At 37.7% G+C, this 18198-nt stretch carries 10 protein-coding genes; 8 read left to right on the top strand and 2 right to left on the bottom strand.

The window, feature by feature from the left end:
- Positions 1-2 precede the first annotated feature (2 nt).
- A complete protein-coding gene (locus ACQ9BO_RS14725) occupies positions 3-1658 on the bottom strand; it encodes a peptidase domain-containing ABC transporter (RefSeq protein ID WP_431241346.1) in 1656 nt (551 codons plus the stop codon).
- 106 nt (positions 1659-1764) lie between these two features.
- The gene (locus ACQ9BO_RS14720; protein ID WP_431241345.1) at positions 1765-2100 is read right to left on the bottom strand and encodes a hypothetical protein; all 336 of its coding nucleotides are present in this window, start codon (positions 2098-2100) and stop codon (positions 1765-1767) included.
- 586 nt (positions 2101-2686) lie between these two features.
- Between ACQ9BO_RS14720 and ACQ9BO_RS14715 the strand changes: the two genes are divergently transcribed.
- The 8 genes from ACQ9BO_RS14715 (at position 2687) to ACQ9BO_RS14680 (ending at position 18010) form a co-directional block, all read left to right on the top strand.
- The gene (locus ACQ9BO_RS14715) at positions 2687-4513 is read left to right on the top strand and encodes a PKD domain-containing protein (RefSeq protein WP_431241344.1); all 1827 of its coding nucleotides are present in this window, start codon (positions 2687-2689) and stop codon (positions 4511-4513) included.
- A complete protein-coding gene (locus ACQ9BO_RS14710; protein ID WP_431241343.1) occupies positions 4491-7637 on the top strand; it encodes a PKD domain-containing protein in 3147 nt (1048 codons plus the stop codon). The genes ACQ9BO_RS14715 and ACQ9BO_RS14710 overlap by 23 nt, the downstream gene beginning before the upstream one ends.
- Positions 7609-8733, top strand: coding sequence for a hypothetical protein (locus ACQ9BO_RS14705; protein ID WP_431241342.1), 1125 nt, complete (start codon positions 7609-7611; stop codon positions 8731-8733). The genes ACQ9BO_RS14710 and ACQ9BO_RS14705 overlap by 29 nt, the downstream gene beginning before the upstream one ends.
- On the top strand, positions 8648-11974 hold the full coding sequence (locus ACQ9BO_RS14700) for a DUF11 domain-containing protein (RefSeq protein WP_431241341.1): 3327 nt from the start codon (positions 8648-8650) through the stop codon (positions 11972-11974). The genes ACQ9BO_RS14705 and ACQ9BO_RS14700 overlap by 86 nt, the downstream gene beginning before the upstream one ends.
- A complete protein-coding gene (locus ACQ9BO_RS14695) occupies positions 11964-15089 on the top strand; it encodes a gliding motility-associated C-terminal domain-containing protein (protein ID WP_431241340.1) in 3126 nt (1041 codons plus the stop codon). Before ACQ9BO_RS14700 ends, ACQ9BO_RS14695 begins: the two co-directional genes overlap by 11 nt.
- A gap of 55 nt (positions 15090-15144) precedes the next feature.
- On the top strand, positions 15145-16068 hold the full coding sequence (locus ACQ9BO_RS14690; protein WP_431241339.1) for a PorP/SprF family type IX secretion system membrane protein: 924 nt from the start codon (positions 15145-15147) through the stop codon (positions 16066-16068).
- A gap of 117 nt (positions 16069-16185) precedes the next feature.
- The gene (locus tag ACQ9BO_RS14685; RefSeq protein ID WP_431241338.1) at positions 16186-17730 is read left to right on the top strand and encodes an OmpA family protein; all 1545 of its coding nucleotides are present in this window, start codon (positions 16186-16188) and stop codon (positions 17728-17730) included.
- Positions 17708-18010: an OmpA family protein gene (locus ACQ9BO_RS14680; protein ID WP_431241337.1), complete on the top strand. Its 303-nt coding sequence runs from the start codon at positions 17708-17710 to the stop codon at positions 18008-18010. The genes ACQ9BO_RS14685 and ACQ9BO_RS14680 overlap by 23 nt, the downstream gene beginning before the upstream one ends.
- The last annotated feature ends 188 nt before the right edge of the window (positions 18011-18198 follow it).

The raw sequence follows: 18198 nt of genomic DNA, 5'->3' as shown, positions 1-18198 counted from the left end.
GATTATAGCTTTATGTCGTTAATAATTTTTCCGTCGTCAATGGTTATCATACGATCGCATTTGTTCTTCCAAATATCATTTTTAGAAGTTACGATTACCGTCCAGTCATTTTCTTCAGAAAGTAAAAAATCAACAATTTTTCCTGATGTCAATTCGTCCATTTTATCAACAGGATCTTCAAGGAATAAAATATTAGGTTTATGAACAATGCTTCGCGCAAGCAATATTTTCTGAATATCTGAAGCCGAAAGTTCATGTCCGCCCGGATGAACTTGATGTTCCAATCCGTTAGGAAATGTTTTGATATCTGGTGTTAAGCCAACACTATCTAAAGCCCATTTCAAATCGTCGTTATTCAGTTCTTCGTTTCCAAAAAGAATATTTTCTCTGATGGTTCCTGCAAAGAGTGTATCGCCTTGCAAGTATGTTCCTGCTTGTGCTCTGTAGCTGTCTTCATCAAGTCGGTTCATAAAACTATCCGTAACATACATATCACCGCTTTCCGGCTCCAACAAACCTGCAAGCAATCGAAGCAGTGTACTTTTTCCAGCTCCGTTTGTTCCTCTTAAAATTATTTTTTCGCCTTGATTTATTTTCAGATTGATATTTTTAAGCGACTTTTTATTATGCTCTGGATAGTTATAAGCAACACTTTCAGTTTCGATTGTGATTCCAGTTTCATTTACAGCTGATTTTTCAGGAATGCACGAAATTTCCATATCGGTTACTTGGCCGATTTTTTCGACAGATGTCAATACATCATAAAAAGATTCAAGTCCGAAAATGATTTTTTCTACCGAATTGATCAGTAACACAATAACAATTTCAGTCGCCACAAACTGCCCAATGTTCATTTGATGGTGAATTACCAGAAAACCACCAATAGACAATAAGGCGACTGTAACAATTACTTTAAAAATAGTTAGCTGAATGTATTGTTTTTTCATTACCTGAAAGTGTTTTTCACGATTATCTACATATTTCGTTACATAACCGTCATTGCGTTTCAGCGCATATTCGAAACCACCTTTTTTGCGGAAGCTTTCGCGATTTCGTGCAATTTCCTGAAGCCAAGCCGCAACTTTATATTTGAATTTTGATTCGTTAAGACTCGTTTCAAGACCATCTTTATAAGAAAATTTAAAGATGATGTACAAAATGGCAATAAACAAAAGTCCAATTACCATAAAGAAAGAATGATACAAAACCAATAAAATAATTCCAAGTCCAACCTGTAAAAAGGCTGTACAAAAGTCCAAGAGCAGTTTTGCTGTTCCTTTTTGAACCATCAGAGTGTCGAAAAATCGGTTTGCTTTTTCAGGTGCATATTCAGAATACATTTCTTTGAATTTTATCAAAGGCATTCTGTACGCGAATTCAAACGATGAACGCACGAAAATTCGCTGTTGCAGATTTTCGACAATTCGAAGTTGCAGAATGGTCAAAACGCCACCAAAACCAACTCCGATTGTTACCAGAATTACTAAAATAATCCAAGAAACACTTACTTGTCCGCTTTGAATAAAATTGATGATAGCTTGAATTCCCAAAGGAAGCGAAAGGTTTACTAAACCGGCAAATGCCGCATAAAATATAATTTGATACACATCTCGCTTATCGAGCGTGAGTAAATTGTAAAAACGTTTAAAAGGTGTCATGAATTTATGTATAAATATTACATTAATAAATAATTATTAATTTACGAAAAAAATAATGCATTGGATTTCAATTACATGTATTTTTCAACATCAAAAAAACTACTATTTATGCAATATTTTGAGGAGGGCGCAAATGAATTTTGCCATGAAATCCAAATGAGAAAATCGGATTGTTGATGTATTTTTTGCCTTTTGCATCAACCTGAAAATACAGATTAGCCATTGAAGAATCTAAAGGCATGATATACTCTAGTAAAGGAATTCCCTTTGCTAGCTTAGTAGTTTTGGTTTCCTTGTTTTCATAATCATCCAATTCTTCCGGGATTCCGTCACATTTGAAGATTTTTTTCAAGAAATTACACGTCATTCCTTTTACAGAATGTTGCTCAGAATTGTTATTTACAATTCTTGCAAAAGTTCCAGACATATTAATGCTGTTCATTAAAAAATAGCCGATAAGCAATGCATGAACGCATTTACAAAAGATACTATTTTTAATTTTACTCAACATTTTTCTGTTCTTAATGGGGCGCAAGTTAGGACGAAATTTTCGGCGCTACATTAAAATAACATTAGAATTGGTTTAGCTTTTGTTATTTTTTTCTTAATGAAAATTAAATGCGAAAGCACTCCTTTTTTGACTTATTTCTGCGAAATTTAATTTCAAGGGATAATAAAAATATCCTCATTTCTGATTTATAAAAAACATTGTATTTCTCAATATTTTTTCAAAATTGCTACTTTTTAAATTTGCTGAAAAGTGCATTTCAACCGAACTAACTTTCACAAAACCTCGACGAACAGCATGTTTTATTGTTGCAACATCTAATTTATTGTTTCATTTTATAATTTGAAACGTCAAAAACGCCTTACTGCGTATCTACTTTATTTAACTTTGAGGGACTCCCCTTTTCATTCATCGTCAGAAAACCTGCAAATGCTCGCAACACTATTTAATTCACACATCGTAATTATTAATTTAAGGTTGTTGTAATCTTATTTATGCGCCTTTAAAATTCTGATTGCTTATGCCACAATTTTATTTTTCCTCTGCGGTTTCAAATTTTTCTAAAAAACTGTATTCAGCCATTATTTTAATAATTTTAGGTACAGTAAGTGTAAATGCCCAAAACTGTACTGTAAATGCAGGAATACTTAATGTTACTATTTGTGAAACTGATGCATTGGTTTTAGAGGGAAATAACCCTTCCCCAATAATTGGCGACGTGTCATGGACCCAAATATCTGGACCCACTGTAGTAATAAACAGCCCAAATAATCCCAGTACAACCGTAACAGGATATGTTGGCGGAAATAGCTATACTTTTAGATACGGTGCGACCTGTGGAGACGGAACCTTTACCTACCAAGACAAAGTAGTTGTGGTACAACCCATTACTATAGCAAATGCAGGTGGAAATATTACTAGTTGCCCAAACAGCTCAGGAAATTTAACTATTTCAGGAAATTCACCTCAAAACTCCGGTGAAACTGGTCATTGGGAAATCGTAGACAGCAACAATGCGGGTGTTGTTATAAATTCACCTGATTTGCCAATTTCTACTATTACTTTACCTTCTACTAGTTGTGGCGTCACAACGTTGCAATGGGTTATTGAAGGACCAGAATATTCTCCTGGACAGCGCCGCAGAACTACTTCACAAATAACAGTAACCAATTACGGTGGTGTAACACCTGTTTCTGCCGGCCCAGATCAATCTTTGAGCAATTGTTACACTACCACGCAAAGCGCAAACCTTGTCGGAACTTATGGTGGCTGTAATTTAAATGGACAAAGCGGTACATGGACATTTGTAAGTGGCCCTAATACTCCAACAATTGCAAATCCTGGTTCAAATAACACAGGCGTTTCAAATCTTATCGAAGGTACTTATACCTTTAGATGGACTGTCACAGGGCCATGTGCTTCTGGAAACGATACTGTTTCTATTACTGTCCCTCCAGCAACACAAGATGTAACCACTCTTCCTGGTGGTGATGTAGATATATTCTTTTGTGATAATACAATCACTCAGACAACACTTGAAGCACAAACACCTTTATATGCAGGTGAAACTGTACTGTGGACGCAAATATCCGGGGATCCAGGTGCTGTCATTGTATCACCGACGAATCCTACCACGCTAATTACTAACATTTCTGATTCTGGCGATCCGTATAAATTTAGATATACTTTAACCAATAATAATACAGGTTGCGTTTTTACTAAAGATTATAATATTCAATATAATGGCGCTACAAGAACTATTGTGGCCAATAATGGTAATGATTTGGTGGGAAGCTGTAATCAAACCGTTTTTACGGTTCCACTAACTACAACAGGTACAGGAATAAATCAATATCGAATTGTAAGTGGTCCAAGTACTTCGCCATTGGCTCCATTTCCTACTGCATTACAGAATGTCGGAAATTCACTTACGCTAACTTTGACTGCTTCTGGCACCTACAACCTTGAATTTATCAGAAGTGAAACTGGTACACTCCCTGTCGGTTGTGACTATGGTTTTGACAGTATGAATATATTAGTTTCTGGCGAACCAACACCTTCAAACGCGGGATCTGATGTTAGTTTACCTTGCGGTGACACCTCTACAATGCTGTCTGGTGTAGCAACGACAGAAGGTGCGCATTATTGGAGTCAACTTAGTGGTCCAAATAATGCTGTAATTGCTGATCCTCTTGCTGTAGATACACAAGTTAGCGGACTTGTACCTGGTTCTTATATTTTTCAATATATCACAAAAGGTGGTGGTGCAACTTGTGGTTTTTCAGTTTCACAAGTTACAATACATGTCTCGGATACTAATTTAAGTGGAGGCAGCTGCAGGACCTGATCAAGTTGTTTGTGCGGATTCTCAGGTAAAACTTGCCGCAACTCCAGTAGATATTGACGAAATTGGAGAATGGAGTCAAGTTTCCGGACCTAGCACTGTTACATTTTCTGATATAAATGATCCAAATGCTGTTGCAACTGGATTTACTACAAATACCTCATCTTATGTTTTGCAATGGACTGTTTCTTACCTACATCCGGGGCCTTCCTGCTCTGCTTCTGTTAATGACCAAGTAACTATAATAACTAATAGTAATAATGCCGCCGCAACATCAGATGCAGGACCTGATACTTGCTACCCTTCTGGAACAACTTCCTTTAATCTTGCTGGTAATACTCCGGGCACTTTTGAAACAGGGTTCTGGTCAGTAACACCTTCAGCCGGTGTCATTATTGCCGACACAAGCGATCCTAATACATTAGTTACCGTTCCTGGAAACGGAACTTATACTTTTACTTGGTCTATAGAAACATTCACAAGACTTTGCGCGACAAATCAAAGCGACGTTTCTATTACTATTGCTGATACTCCTCCATCTGCTGATGCAGGTCCGGATCAGGATATTTGCGGCACTACCATAACTATGGTCGCATCAACAAATAGTGGTGCTGTAGGAACATGGACCAGAATCTCTGGTTTTGCAAATTATACCGTGAGCGACATTCATGATCCAAATGCTGTTTTTACTTTTAGCTATAGTGGTTTTTATATTTTTAGATGGACTGTAGATGCAAATGTATGTGGTGAAGCGTTTGATGATGTTACTTTAACCATTGGAGTGCCTCCAGCACAGGCAATTGCAGGACCAGATCAAAATGTTTGTGCCAATACCAGCGTTACAATGGTCGCTAATGCTTATGATAGCTTTTTTGAAAATGGGCAATGGTCTGTACTTACAGGTGCTCCAAATCAACCCAATATTGTTGATCCATCAAATCCAAATACAGTAATTAATGGATTAGTTGCAGGAACTTATACTTTTAGATGGACTATTGCGGCAAAAAATGTCTTCTTATGTCCAGATACTTTTGATGATATGATAGTTGTGGTAAGTCCGCCTGCCAATGCCGGATCAGATCAAACCTATTGTGATGTTACAAGTGTTCAACTTAAAGGAAATGAAAACTCAACCGGAACATGGACACTTACCTCAACTACTGGAAACGCCGCAGACGTTGTAATTACACAATCTCCGCCAGACAGTTATATTGCCAATGCAACGGTAGTTCCTGGAGAAGATTATGTTTTTACTTACACTACTACTCCTGCTACTTTTCCTGATAGCTCTACTTGTCCTGGATCATCTGATTCAGTAAACATATCCGTCTTTAGTGGCGCAAGTATCGACCCAATAGCAGGACCTGATCAGACTTTGTGTATTTCTGATGTTAGTGCGACTACAACTTTAGACGGAAATACACCTCCAGCTGATGTTACAACCGCCACATGGCGTTTTGTATTTCAACCAAGCGGAAGTGTAGCAATAATAGACACGCCAAATTCTCCGAACAGTACACTTTCAAACTTAACTGTACCGGGATTGTATATTTTAGAATGGGTTTTTGAAAGCCAGTCTTGCAGAACTTTATCCGATATTGTCCGTATTGAAATGTATGATGCACCAAGTACAGCAAATGCTGGACCGGATGATGCAGTTGCATGTCAAACCTCTTATGTAACAGCGGCAGTTGCACCTACAGTAGGTATTGGAACATGGACTTTGACGTCTAATCCACCTGGCGGAACCTTGACAATTGATAGTCCAAATAGTCCGACAACAACTTTGTCTAACATAACGGCTCTAGGAACTTATGAATTAACATGGACGGTAACTAATGGTCCTTTCACAAGTCCGTCTTTGTGCCAGCCTTCCTCTGATAGTGTATCAATAACTTTTAACGATGATCCGCCTTCAATTGCAGATGCTGGCCCTGATCAGGAATTATGTAATGAAACCATTGTTACTATGAATGCTGTACCTGTAACTTCGGGTGTTGGGACATGGACACAAGTATCAGGACCTAATACGCCACTAATTCCGCCAGGAGGTCAAAACAATCCAAATCTTGTAATTACAGGAATTATACCAGGGGTCTATGAATTCTTATGGACGACTACTACGGTAAATGCTAACGGTTGTACTTCAGAAGATTCTGTTATTATAACAAACTACGAACAACCTTCAACTGCCGATGCGGGACCAGATCAAACGATACCACAATTCTCAACTGTGAATATGAATGCTGTGACCCCTACAGTTGGTACTGGAATGTGGACTCAAGATTCGGGTCCAAGCACAGCTGTCTTTACTGATCCAACTTCACCAACAACCACTGTCTCAGGAACTGTCTCAGGAACATACATTTTTAGGTGGACAGTAACTAATGGTAATTGTAGTGCTTCTTTAGATGCTATGGTACTTACTATTTTATCTGTTGCAGATTTAGAATTAACTAAAACATCAAATCATACTACTGGAAGTGCTGGTGACGTTGTAACTTTTAGCATAGAAGTATTTAATAACAATGCTTTAGGTGGTGCTACTACAGCGACGAATGTTGCAGTGCGTGACTATATTCCATCTGGTTATACATTAGTTCCTGGCTCCGTAAGCAATTCAGGACAATATAATGTTGGTGATAATACTATTTTATGGAGTGGCCTCACAATTCCTGTTGGAAGTCAAATAGTTTTGACTTTTGATGCAACTGTAAAAGCTAGCGGAACTTATGTAAATAATGCAGAAGTAGTAGCATCTGATCAGTTTGATCCAGACAGTACTCCAAATAATAATATTTCAACAGAAGATGATCAGGATAATGTGACTTTTACCTTAGACGTTGTCGATTTATCACTTCAAAAAACAGTTTCTCCTACAACTGTTAGTATTAATGACAATGTAACATTTACAATAGCCGTTACCAATAGTGGACCGAATAATGGTACTGGAATTAGGGTTTTAGATCACTTACCACCTGGTTATACCTACATTAGTGATAACAGTGCCGGAAAATATAATCCTTCAACAGGAATTTGGAATATTGGTAACCTAAATAATGGCAACTCCATTTCACTTCAAATAACTGCAAAAGTTAATGTGGCAACAGCGAGCAAATTATATTAATGTTGCAGAAGTTCAGACCGTTAATCAAATTGACCCTGATAGTACACCAGGAAATGGTATATTAGCAGAAGATGATATGGATGATGCTAATGTAACATTAAAATCAGCTGATTTAGAATTAACCAAATCGGTTACTCCAACTTCTGCGGCGGCGGGGCAACAAGTTAATTTTACCCTTAATGTAGTCAATAACGGTCCAGGAAATGCAACTGGTGTCGATGTACAAGATGTCATTCCGGTAGGCTTTACGCTAATTCCGGGGTCGGTATCTAATGGCGGGACTTATCAAGTTGCTAACGCTACCCTTCAGTGGAATGACCTATATCTGCCTGCTAACTCAAATATTAATTTGACTTTTAGTGCAATTGTAAATCCTTTGGGTGGATATATAAATATTGCACAAATAACTGCTAGCGATCTTCCTGATCCTGACAGTACACCAAATAATGACGATGGTGATCAAAGTGAAGATGATGAAGATAATGCAGAAGTAACATTTATCGGGCCGTCTGCTGATTTATCATTAACTAAGAATGTGGTTACGGGAAATACAAGTCCAGTAGTAGGAAGCCAAATATCTTTTGAGCTTGTAATTACCAACGACGGACCAAATAATGCGACCGGAGTTCAGATTACAGATCTTCTTCCTTCAGGTTATCAATATGTAAATTACAGTTCGTCTGCTGGTCTTTATGATAGCGCAACAGGAATATGGAGTGTAGGAACTGTCGATTCAGGGGTTTCAGAATCACTTATTTTAGATGTAAAAGTACTTCCAACAGGTGATTATAAAAACATAACACAAGTAACAGCCAGTGATCTTCCGGATCCTGACAGTACACCAAATAACGACGATGGTGATCAAAGTGAAGATGATGAAGATAATGTTATCATTACTCCTATTCAGCCGTCAGCAGATTTGTCTTTAACTAAATCCGTAAGCAATACAACGCCATTGGTCGGTTCGTCTGTTACCTTCGAAATTATTACAACAAATCATGGCCCTCAAGATGCTCGCACAAGTTCAGGTGACAGATCTTCTTCCTTCAGGATATACTTTTACCAGTTTCAACGCAACAAGTGGTACCTACAATAGTACAACCGGTTTATGGACATTGGATATCTTAGCAAACAGTGAATCTGAAACCTTGCAAATTATTGCCGTTGTTAATCCGACCGGAGATTATACCAATATTGCCGAGGTGACAAACAGTGATACTCCAGATCCCGATTCGACTCCAAACAATGGAGTTACAACAGAAGATGATTACAGTACAGCAACAACAACTCCTATTCCGTTATCATCCGATTTGTCTCTGACTAAAACAGTAAACAATACTACTCCTATTGTAGGTTCTGAAGTAACATTTGAAATTGTGATAACCAATAATGGTCCTCAAGATAATAACGGAATTCAGGTAACTGATCTTCTTCCTTCGGGATATACGTTTACGGGATTCAGAATCTCTACAGGTACTTATGATTCTGTTACCGGAATTTGGAATGTAGGCAATTTAGTTGCTGGTGATTCTGAAACAATGCAATTACTCGCAACGGTAAATGCTACCGGAAATTACACAAACACTGTCGAAGTCACTGCAACCGATCTTGCCGATCCTGATTCGACACCAAATAACGGAGTAACTACAGAAGATGATTATGCAGAAGCGACTACAGTTCCAGTTCCAACCTCAGCAGATTTATCTTTGACAAAAACAGTCAATAATCCTACTCCGCTTGTTGGTTCTTCAGTAACTTTTAGCATACAAATAACAAATTCCGGTCCACAAGAAGCAAATGGTGTTGTGGTAACTGACTTATTACCTTCTGGCTACAATTATGTATCTTATAGTGCCACAACAGGAACTTATGATTCTACAAATGGACTTTGGAATGTTGGAAATATGCCAATTTCAGATTCTTACACTTTACAAATAACTGCTTTGGTTAATGCAACAGGAAATTATACCAATAGTGCAGAAATCACAGCCAGCAGTCAGCCAGATCCTGATTCAACTCCAAATAACGGAATTACAACAGAAGATGATTATGCGGAGGTTACTACTACTCCAACAGCACAATCTGCTGATTTATCGATTACCAAAACAGTAAATAATGCGACACCACTTATCGGTTCTCAGGTTACTTTTGAAATTGCTGTAACTAATAATGGTCCACAAGACACCGCTGGCGTTACGGTTACTGATTTACTTCCTTCAGGATATACGTTCAATGCATATAGTGCTACTTTTGGAACTTATAATAACGCAACTGGTTTATGGACAATTGGCAATTTGGCAAACGGAGTTACGCATAACTTACAAATTACGGCAACTGTAAATGCATCAGGAACTTATTTGAATACAACTGAAGTGACCGCAAGTAGTTTACCTGATCCAGATTCGACTCCTAACAATGGAGTCATTCTTGAAGATGATTATGCGGCTTCAGGCGTGATTCCTGTTGCTCCTCAAGCCGATTTATCGCTTACTAAAACTGTAAATAATAGTTCGCCGGTAGTTGGTTCTCTAGTCACTTTTGAAGTTAAAGTAACCAATAGTGGTCCAAATGACGCGACAAATGTTTCCGTTGAAGATTTATTGCCAAATGGATACGCGTTTAATAGTTATACAATATCTACAGGTACTTTTGACAGTACTACAGGAATGTGGTCAGTAGGAAATCTCGCAAATGGTGAGGTTGAAACTTTACAAATAGTTGCCGAAGTTCGAGCAATAGGAAACTTCAGAAACATTGTAGAAGTACATCACAGTGATCAAATCGACCCGGATAGTACACCAAATAACTTTGTAACTACAGAAGATGATTACGCTTTCGCGGAAACTGTACCGGTTCCTGCAACAGCTGATTTATCTCTTACTAAAACAGTAAATATTGTAAGGCCAGTTATAGGCTCACAAGTGACCTTTAGTATTGCGGTGAACAATTCTGGACCACAAGATGCTACCGGAGTTGTTGTTGAAGATTCTCTTCCTGCAGGATATACTTTTGTTTCTTATAGCACAACGGCTGGTACTTACAACAGCGGAACTGGCTTATGGACGGTAGGTGCAATTCAATCAGGAACAACCCATACTTTACAACTAACTGCTACAGTCAATGCAACAGGTCCGTACCTTAACATTTCTGAGGTAGTTGCAAGTGATCAATTCGATCCAGATTCAACCCCTAATAATAATGCCATATTAGAAGACGATTATGCGGTTTCTGCAACGATACCAGAAGCACCAAGCTCAGATTTATCGATAACTAAAACCGTTGATAATCCGTCTCCAATTGAAGAAACTGAGATTACTTTTGAAATTGTTGTAACCAATTCTGGTCCAGAGAACAATACTGGTGTTCAAATAACTGATTTGCTCCCTATAGGATTTACATACTCACGCTATACTGTTTCTACTGGAACTTATAATCCAACTACAGGACTCTGGAATGTTGGTAATTTGACTAATGGACAATCTGAAACTTTACAAATTGTTGCCATAGCTAGTGCTGTTGGAAATTTTACAAATATTGCTGAAGTTACTGCGGCTGATCTCCTTGATCCGGATTCAACACCTAATAATGGTGTTACAACCGAGGATGATTATGCGGCCGTACTGGTAACAATTAGAGCCAAAAATCCTCCTTCACCAAAATCTGACCTATCGATAACCAAAACTGTAAGTAATCCAACTCCTTTGGTTGGATCGCAAGTAACTTTTGAAATTATCATAACAAACAATGGAATTGATGATAATAACGGAGTTCAGGTTACAGACTTGCTTCCATCTGGTTACGCATTTAATTCATTTACCGTTTCAACTGGAACTTATAATCAAGCCACAGGAATTTGGACCGTAGGAAATTTAGCAAACGGAATCTCTGAAACACTTCAAATTACAGCAACTGTAAATGCTACAGGAAATTATCTAAATAGTGCTGAAGTAACTGCCGCTGTTATTCCAGACCCTGATTCAACGCCAAATAACGGCATTACAACAGAAGACGATTATGCTGAAATATCAACAACACCAATTCAGCAAGCTTCTGATTTATCATTGACTAAAACTGTAAATAATGCAACTCCGTTAGTTGGAAGTCAAGTTACTTTTGAAGTCATTGTTACCAATAATGGACCGCAGGATAATAATGGTGTTCAAGTTACAGATTTGCTTCCGACAGGATATACTTATAACAATTTTACCATTTCAACAGGAACTTTTAATTCTACAACCGGATTATGGACAGTTGGAGAGCTAAAAGTTGGAAAATCACAAACATTACAGCTTGTAGCAACAGTTAACCCAACAGGAAACTACACAAATGCTCGCTGAAATAACGGCAAGCGATATTCCAGATCCTGATTCAACTCCTAATAATGGAGCTAATGCAGAAGATGATTATGCTGAAGCAACAACAACTCCTATTCAGCAAGCTTCTGATTTATCATTGACTAAAACAGTAAATAATACAACTCCGTTAGTTGGCGGTCAAGTTACTTTTGAAGTCGTTGTTACTAATAATGGTCCACAAGACAATACTGGAGTGGCAGTAACTGATTTACTTCCTACAGGATATACTTATAACGGATTCACAGCTACAACTGGAACATATAATCCTACAACAGGATTATGGACCGTTGGTAATCTAATCAATGGTAAATCAGAAACTTTACAGATCACAGGTACCGTAAATCTTACTGGTGTTTATTCAAACGTTGCTGAGGTAACAGCCGCCACACTTCCTGATCCTGATTCGACTCCAAATAACGGAGTTACAACAGAAGATGATTATGCAACTGTTACAACAACTCCAATTACTCAGGCGACTAATTTATCATTGACAAAAACAGTAAATAACCCAACTCCGCTAATTGGTACTGATGTTACTTTTGAAGTTATTATTACAAATAGCGGTCCTCAAAATACTGCAGGAGTTGAAGTAACTGATTTATTGCCAACTGGCTATACCTTCAAAAGTTACAGTGCGACCAAAGGAACTTATAACAAAACTACCGGAAAATGGACTATTGGCTCTCTAATTAATGGTGACTCTCAAACCTTGCAGTTGACAGCAACTGTAAATGCTTCGGGCAATTACACTAATATTGCTGAAGTGACAGCGAGCACTCTGCCTGACCCAAATTCAACTCCAAATAATGGAGTTACAACGGAAGATGATTACGCCACCGCAATTACTGCACCTGTCGTTCCAATGGCAGATTTGTCACTTATAAAAGCGGTCGTTGGAGGCAATTTAAGTCCGATTTTTGGTGCAACAATAACATTTGAAATAACAGTAAATAATAGTGGTCCGCAGGCGGCAACAGGCGTTAGTGTAAAAGATCTTCTTCCTAGCGGTTATCAATATATTGTTTATAGCTCAACCGCTGGGCAATATTTTAATACAACCGGAATATGGAACATCGGAACAATTCCGAGTGGAGGATCTGAATCGTTATTAATTGGAGTAAAAATTAATACAACAGGCAATTATAACAATATTGCTGAAGTCTATTCTTCAAATGAACTTGATCCAGATTCGACACCAAACAATAATGTAACTGGCGAAGACGACATGGGTTCTGTATTAGTAACTCCAGTTCCTGCAGAAACAGATCTTTCAATAGAGAAAAATGTCGTTGGCAACAACCTCACTCCCGCCGTTGGATCACAAATTGGATTTACTGTAACCATAACAAATGACGGTCCAAGTATTTCAACCGGTGCCACAGTTAAGGATATTCTGCCATCTGGCTACCAATATTCGTTCTTTAATTCTACATCAGGAAGCTATAATCCTGCAACAGGAATATGGACACCAGGAATCATTTTACCAGGAAACAGTCACACATTATTGATAAATGCTTTTGTTAAAGCACCAACTGGAACTCCTGATGAATATTTGAATATTGCAGAAATAATGACTTCAGATCAACACGATCCTGACAGTACTCCAGGAAATGGTGTCACTACCGAAGATGATTATGACAGTATTTCTGTAACGCCTCAAATTGTCATGGCCGATTTATCGATCAGCAAAACGGCACTAAATCAAGATGCAACGTATGATGTTGGCTCAACCGTTATCTTTACCGTTACCGTTAAAAATGATGGACCTGCAAATGCAAGCGGTGTTTCTGTTAAAGATTTACTACCACCAGGATTCAAGTATTTAACAAGTGCTCCAACAAGTGGTCTTTACAATTATATTACGGGAGTTTGGAATGTTGGTATTGTGACAGCTGGCAATGACGAGTCGCTCGATATTTATACGACCGTAAATGCACCGACAGGAGTTGCAGGCGAATATACCAATATCACCGAAATAATCGCCAGCAATCTGCCTGATCCTGACTCAACTCCGAATAACGGAGTGACAACAGAAGATGATTATGACAGCCTTTCAATCAATGTAGCAGTTGCTGATTTAAGCCTTGATAAATCTGTAAGCAATAAAAATGCAAACGTAAATGAAGTAATTACGTTTACATTACAGCTTAATAATGAAGGACCTAGTACCGCAACCGGCGTTAATGTTGACGATATAATTCCGTTAGGTTATCGAAATATTACCAATATTAACAACGGAGGAATATTCAGCAACAATACTATAAAATGGGCAAACCTTACAGTCCCTGTTGGTGGTGTAACGTTGACTTACCAAGTTACAGTTAATAATCCAAAAGGACTTGAACAGGAAGATTATAAAAACATGGCCCAGGTTACAGCTTCAAATCAGTTTGATCCTGATAGCAAGCCAAACAACGACAATGGTGATCAAAGCGAAGATGACGAAGATTCTGAATTCATAAACATTCCGTCAACTGATATTGCCATCATCAAAGAAGTTGACAAAACAGATGTAACCATGTACAGCACCGTTGTATTTACAATTACAGCCCAAAACCTTGGAAATCTAGGCGCAACAAATGTTGAGGTAAAAGATTTGTTGCCAAAAGGATACGAACTGCAATCGGCTTTGACATCATCCGGAACATACGACAGTACCACCGGGATTTGGGAAATTCCAAATGTTGCTCCAAAAGGCATCCAAACGCTAACGCCGCAAGTAAAAGTGGTTGATTTTAAAGATTATCTAAATATTGCTAATCTGGTTTCAATGGATCAAATCGATACAAATGCATCTAATAACCAAGACAGTGCTACCGTATCGCCAAGCTGTTTGAAAATTTGGAATGAATTCTCTCCAAATGACGACGGACAAAATGATACTTTCTACATTGATTGTATCGCACAGTATCCTGACAACCAATTGTCCATATTTAATCGCTGGGGTAATTTGGTTTACTTCAAAAAAGGTTATGACAATACTTGGGATGGAAAAGCAGAGGGATCTGCAAAAACACTTCCTGAAGGCACCTATTTCTATATTCTTGATCTAGGAGACGGTTCTCAAAAAACCTCTGGATGGCTTTATCTAAAATAAAAACATCGGAGTACTAAAAATTAAGAATTAGGATTAACCAAAATATGAATTGGCTATGATTAAAAATATTAAAATAGTTTTCACTATACTCGGTCTGATGACATTCTGCGGAGCTCTAGCACAGCAAGATCCGCAATACACGCAATATATGTATAATACAATGACGGTAAACTCTGCGTATGCAGGATCATTAGGACATTTAACGGTAACTGGACTTATAAGAACACAATGGGTTGGTATTGATGGTGCGCCTGATACGCAAAGCTTTTCATTAGATACCCCAATTGCAAAAAATCTAGGTTTGGGAATCTCGATTGTAAATGAAGAAATTGGCCCAATGGAAGAACAATATCTAGATGCCAATTTCTCCTATACTATTCAATCTGGTGAAACACATAAATTGTCTTTTGGTGTAAAAGGAGGCGGAAGAGTTTTAAATATTGACTGGACAAAAGGAAGTCATAGAGATCCCGATGTTCAGTTTCGTGAAAACATCACAAACAAGTTTCTGCCTGTAGTTGGTGCCGGATTATATTGGCACGGTGAACGCGATTATATTGGATTATCAGTTCCTAACTTTTTGACGCGAGAGCGCTATACTTATGATGATATTGCCGATGATCTTATTAACGAAAGAATGCACTTGTACCTTATTGGAGGAATTGTTTTTGACTTATCAGCACACACAAAATTCAAACCGGTCGCAATGGTAAAATACGTAGCTGGTGCTCCGCTTATTGCTGATATCTCAGCCAACTTTATGTTCAATGATGCCATTACTCTTGGCGTTTCTTATAGAACTTCAGATTCTGTAAGCGCTATTGCAGGTTTGCAGATTTCGCCAATGTTTATGGTTGGTTATGCTTATGACTATACTTTGACTGATCTTCAAAATTACAACAGCGGTACGCACGAAATTGTGCTTCGATTTGAATTGGTTAACCGTAAAAAAGGACTAAAATCACCAAGATTCTTTTAATACAATTGTCTATGAAAAGAAGAATTACTATACTCGTACTGCTAGTCATTCAAATGGCATTTTCGCAGACCAAAAACAAAACAGCCGACGCACTTTTTGATAAAATGTATTACGTCGATGCTCGCAAAGTCTTATGAGATTTCGGTAAACAATGGAGACAACTCTAAAGAGATGCTACAGCGTCTTGGCGATTCCTATTATTTCAATACAAAAATGTCAAGCGCTTCAAAATGGTACGAAAAACTGATTTCTGCCTATTCAAATGAAGTTTCTGCCGAATATTACTTTCGATATGCGCAGTCATTGCAAGGCGTTCAAAATTATGAACTGGCAAAAAAATGGATGAAGCTTTACGCACAAAAGCAAAAATCAACCGATTCAAGAGCACAGAATTTCTCTTTGAAAAATGTAACATTGGAGGATATCGAAAATATTAAACCGTCCTTTTTGCTCGAAAATTTAGATATAAATTCAGCTTATTCTGATTTTGGACCAATGTTTTACAAAGGCGATCTCGTTTACTCTACTACAGTTGATTCTTCGTTTCTAAAAACCAACAAATACGGATGGAATGATCAACCTTACTTGAACATGCAGTTGGGCAAAATAAACGATATGCAGTCGAATGTCACTTTCAAAGAAAAATTCGGAAAAGACATTACAACGCAATATCATGAAGCCTGCGTGGCATTTTCTCCAGATGAAAAAACAATCTATTTTACCCGAAACAATTACAACGGAAAACTAAAACGAGACAGCAAAGGTGTCAATAATATCAAAATCTTTTCGGCAACAGCTGTCGAAAACAATAATGGAACTGTTTCTTGGAAAGATGTAAAAGAACTTCCTTTCAACAGTGATGATTATTCTGTTGGACATCCTTCTGTGAGCAAAGATGGCAAAAAACTTTATTTTGTTTCCGATATGCCGGGAACACTGGGTTCAACAGATATTTTTGTAGTGGATATTTTAGGAAACAACCAATTCTCTCAACCTAAAAATTTGGGAGAAAAAGTAAATACCACCGGACGCGAAATGTTTCCATTTATAACAGATCAAGCATTATATTTTGCTTCTGATGGTTTCTTAGGGCTTGGCGGTCTCGACGTTTTTGAAAGCCGATTGAAAGATGGTGTTTTTGATTCTCCAGTCAATCTTGGTGCGCCTTTAAACAGCAACAGAGATGATTTTGCTTATATCGTAAATGAAGATACCAATAAAGGTTTTGTTTGTTCTAATAGAAAGGACGGAAAAGGCGACGATGATATTTATTCGTTTGAACGTTTTTGCGTTCAGGGCGTAAAAGGTTACGTTTTTGATGCTATTTCCAATAAAAAAATTGCAGGTGCTGTAGTGACCTTAAAAAATGCTGGCGGAGTTGCAATTGAGGAAACCGTTTCTCAAATTGATGGAAAATATGAATTCAGCAAAACGTTAGATTGTGGTACCTCCTACACTATTGAAACTGCGAAAGATAATTATACTCCCAGTTCGAAAGTGATTCTGATACCAAAAAATTCTGGAAAAACCGAAGTCCCAATTGGTCTAGATCCTGCACTTATTGTTCGTGAAAATGGTCTATTGAAAATCAAAATCGGAGTTATTTTCTTTGACCTCGACAAATCTGATGTTCGATATGATGCTCGCAATAGAATTAAATAAAGTGGTGCTTTTAATGACACAATATCCTACAGTTGTTATTAAAATTGAATCCCACACCGATTCACGAGCAAACGATCAATATAACCTTGAACTTTCAGACCGAAGAGCCAAAACCACCAGAGATTATATTATTTCGCAAGGTATAGCTCCAGAACGTATTGAAAGCGCTATTGGTTATGGAGAAACACAACTTCTCAACAATTGTTCAAACGGAGTTCCGTGTACCGAAGCACAACATCAAATGAACAGACGAAGCGAATTCATCATTACTAAAATGTAATTTCAGTCTTTTCTGACTCTTTTAAAAAAAGTTTGAATTGTACATTTTAATACAATGATTATCAGTGTAGTTATTTTCTTTCAGAGTCGCTATTTATTTTATTTTTTGACATATAAACAGGTATTTATACCTGTTTGTACCTGTAACTTAAATTCTAATTTTGAGCACCAAAACCAAAAAATAACCAA

It is taken from the genome of Flavobacterium sp. P21, assembly GCF_050632225.1.
Taxonomy (GTDB): Bacteria; Bacteroidota; Bacteroidia; order Flavobacteriales; family Flavobacteriaceae; genus Flavobacterium.
Note: the sequence above shows the minus strand (reverse complement) of the source record. Positions and strands in the feature narration are given on the sequence as shown.

Excerpts from the sequence above, each read along its gene's own strand:
- ACQ9BO_RS14725 (WP_431241346.1), bottom strand. The coding sequence starts at position 1,658 with ATGACACCTTTTAAACGTTTTTACAATTTACTCACGCTCGATAAGCGA.
- ACQ9BO_RS14720 (WP_431241345.1), bottom strand. The coding sequence starts at position 2,100 with ATGAACAGCATTAATATGTCTGGAACTTTTGCAAGAATTGTAAATAAC.
- ACQ9BO_RS14715 (WP_431241344.1), top strand. The coding sequence starts at position 2,687 with ATGCCACAATTTTATTTTTCCTCTGCGGTTTCAAATTTTTCTAAAAAA.
- ACQ9BO_RS14705 (WP_431241342.1), top strand. The coding sequence starts at position 7,609 with ATGTGGCAACAGCGAGCAAATTATATTAATGTTGCAGAAGTTCAGACC.
- ACQ9BO_RS14700 (WP_431241341.1), top strand. The coding sequence starts at position 8,648 with ATGCTCGCACAAGTTCAGGTGACAGATCTTCTTCCTTCAGGATATACT.
- ACQ9BO_RS14695 (WP_431241340.1), top strand. The coding sequence starts at position 11,964 with ATGCTCGCTGAAATAACGGCAAGCGATATTCCAGATCCTGATTCAACT.
- ACQ9BO_RS14690 (WP_431241339.1), top strand. The coding sequence starts at position 15,145 with ATGATTAAAAATATTAAAATAGTTTTCACTATACTCGGTCTGATGACA.
- ACQ9BO_RS14685 (WP_431241338.1), top strand. The coding sequence starts at position 16,186 with ATGCTCGCAAAGTCTTATGAGATTTCGGTAAACAATGGAGACAACTCT.
- ACQ9BO_RS14680 (WP_431241337.1), top strand. The coding sequence starts at position 17,708 with ATGCTCGCAATAGAATTAAATAAAGTGGTGCTTTTAATGACACAATAT.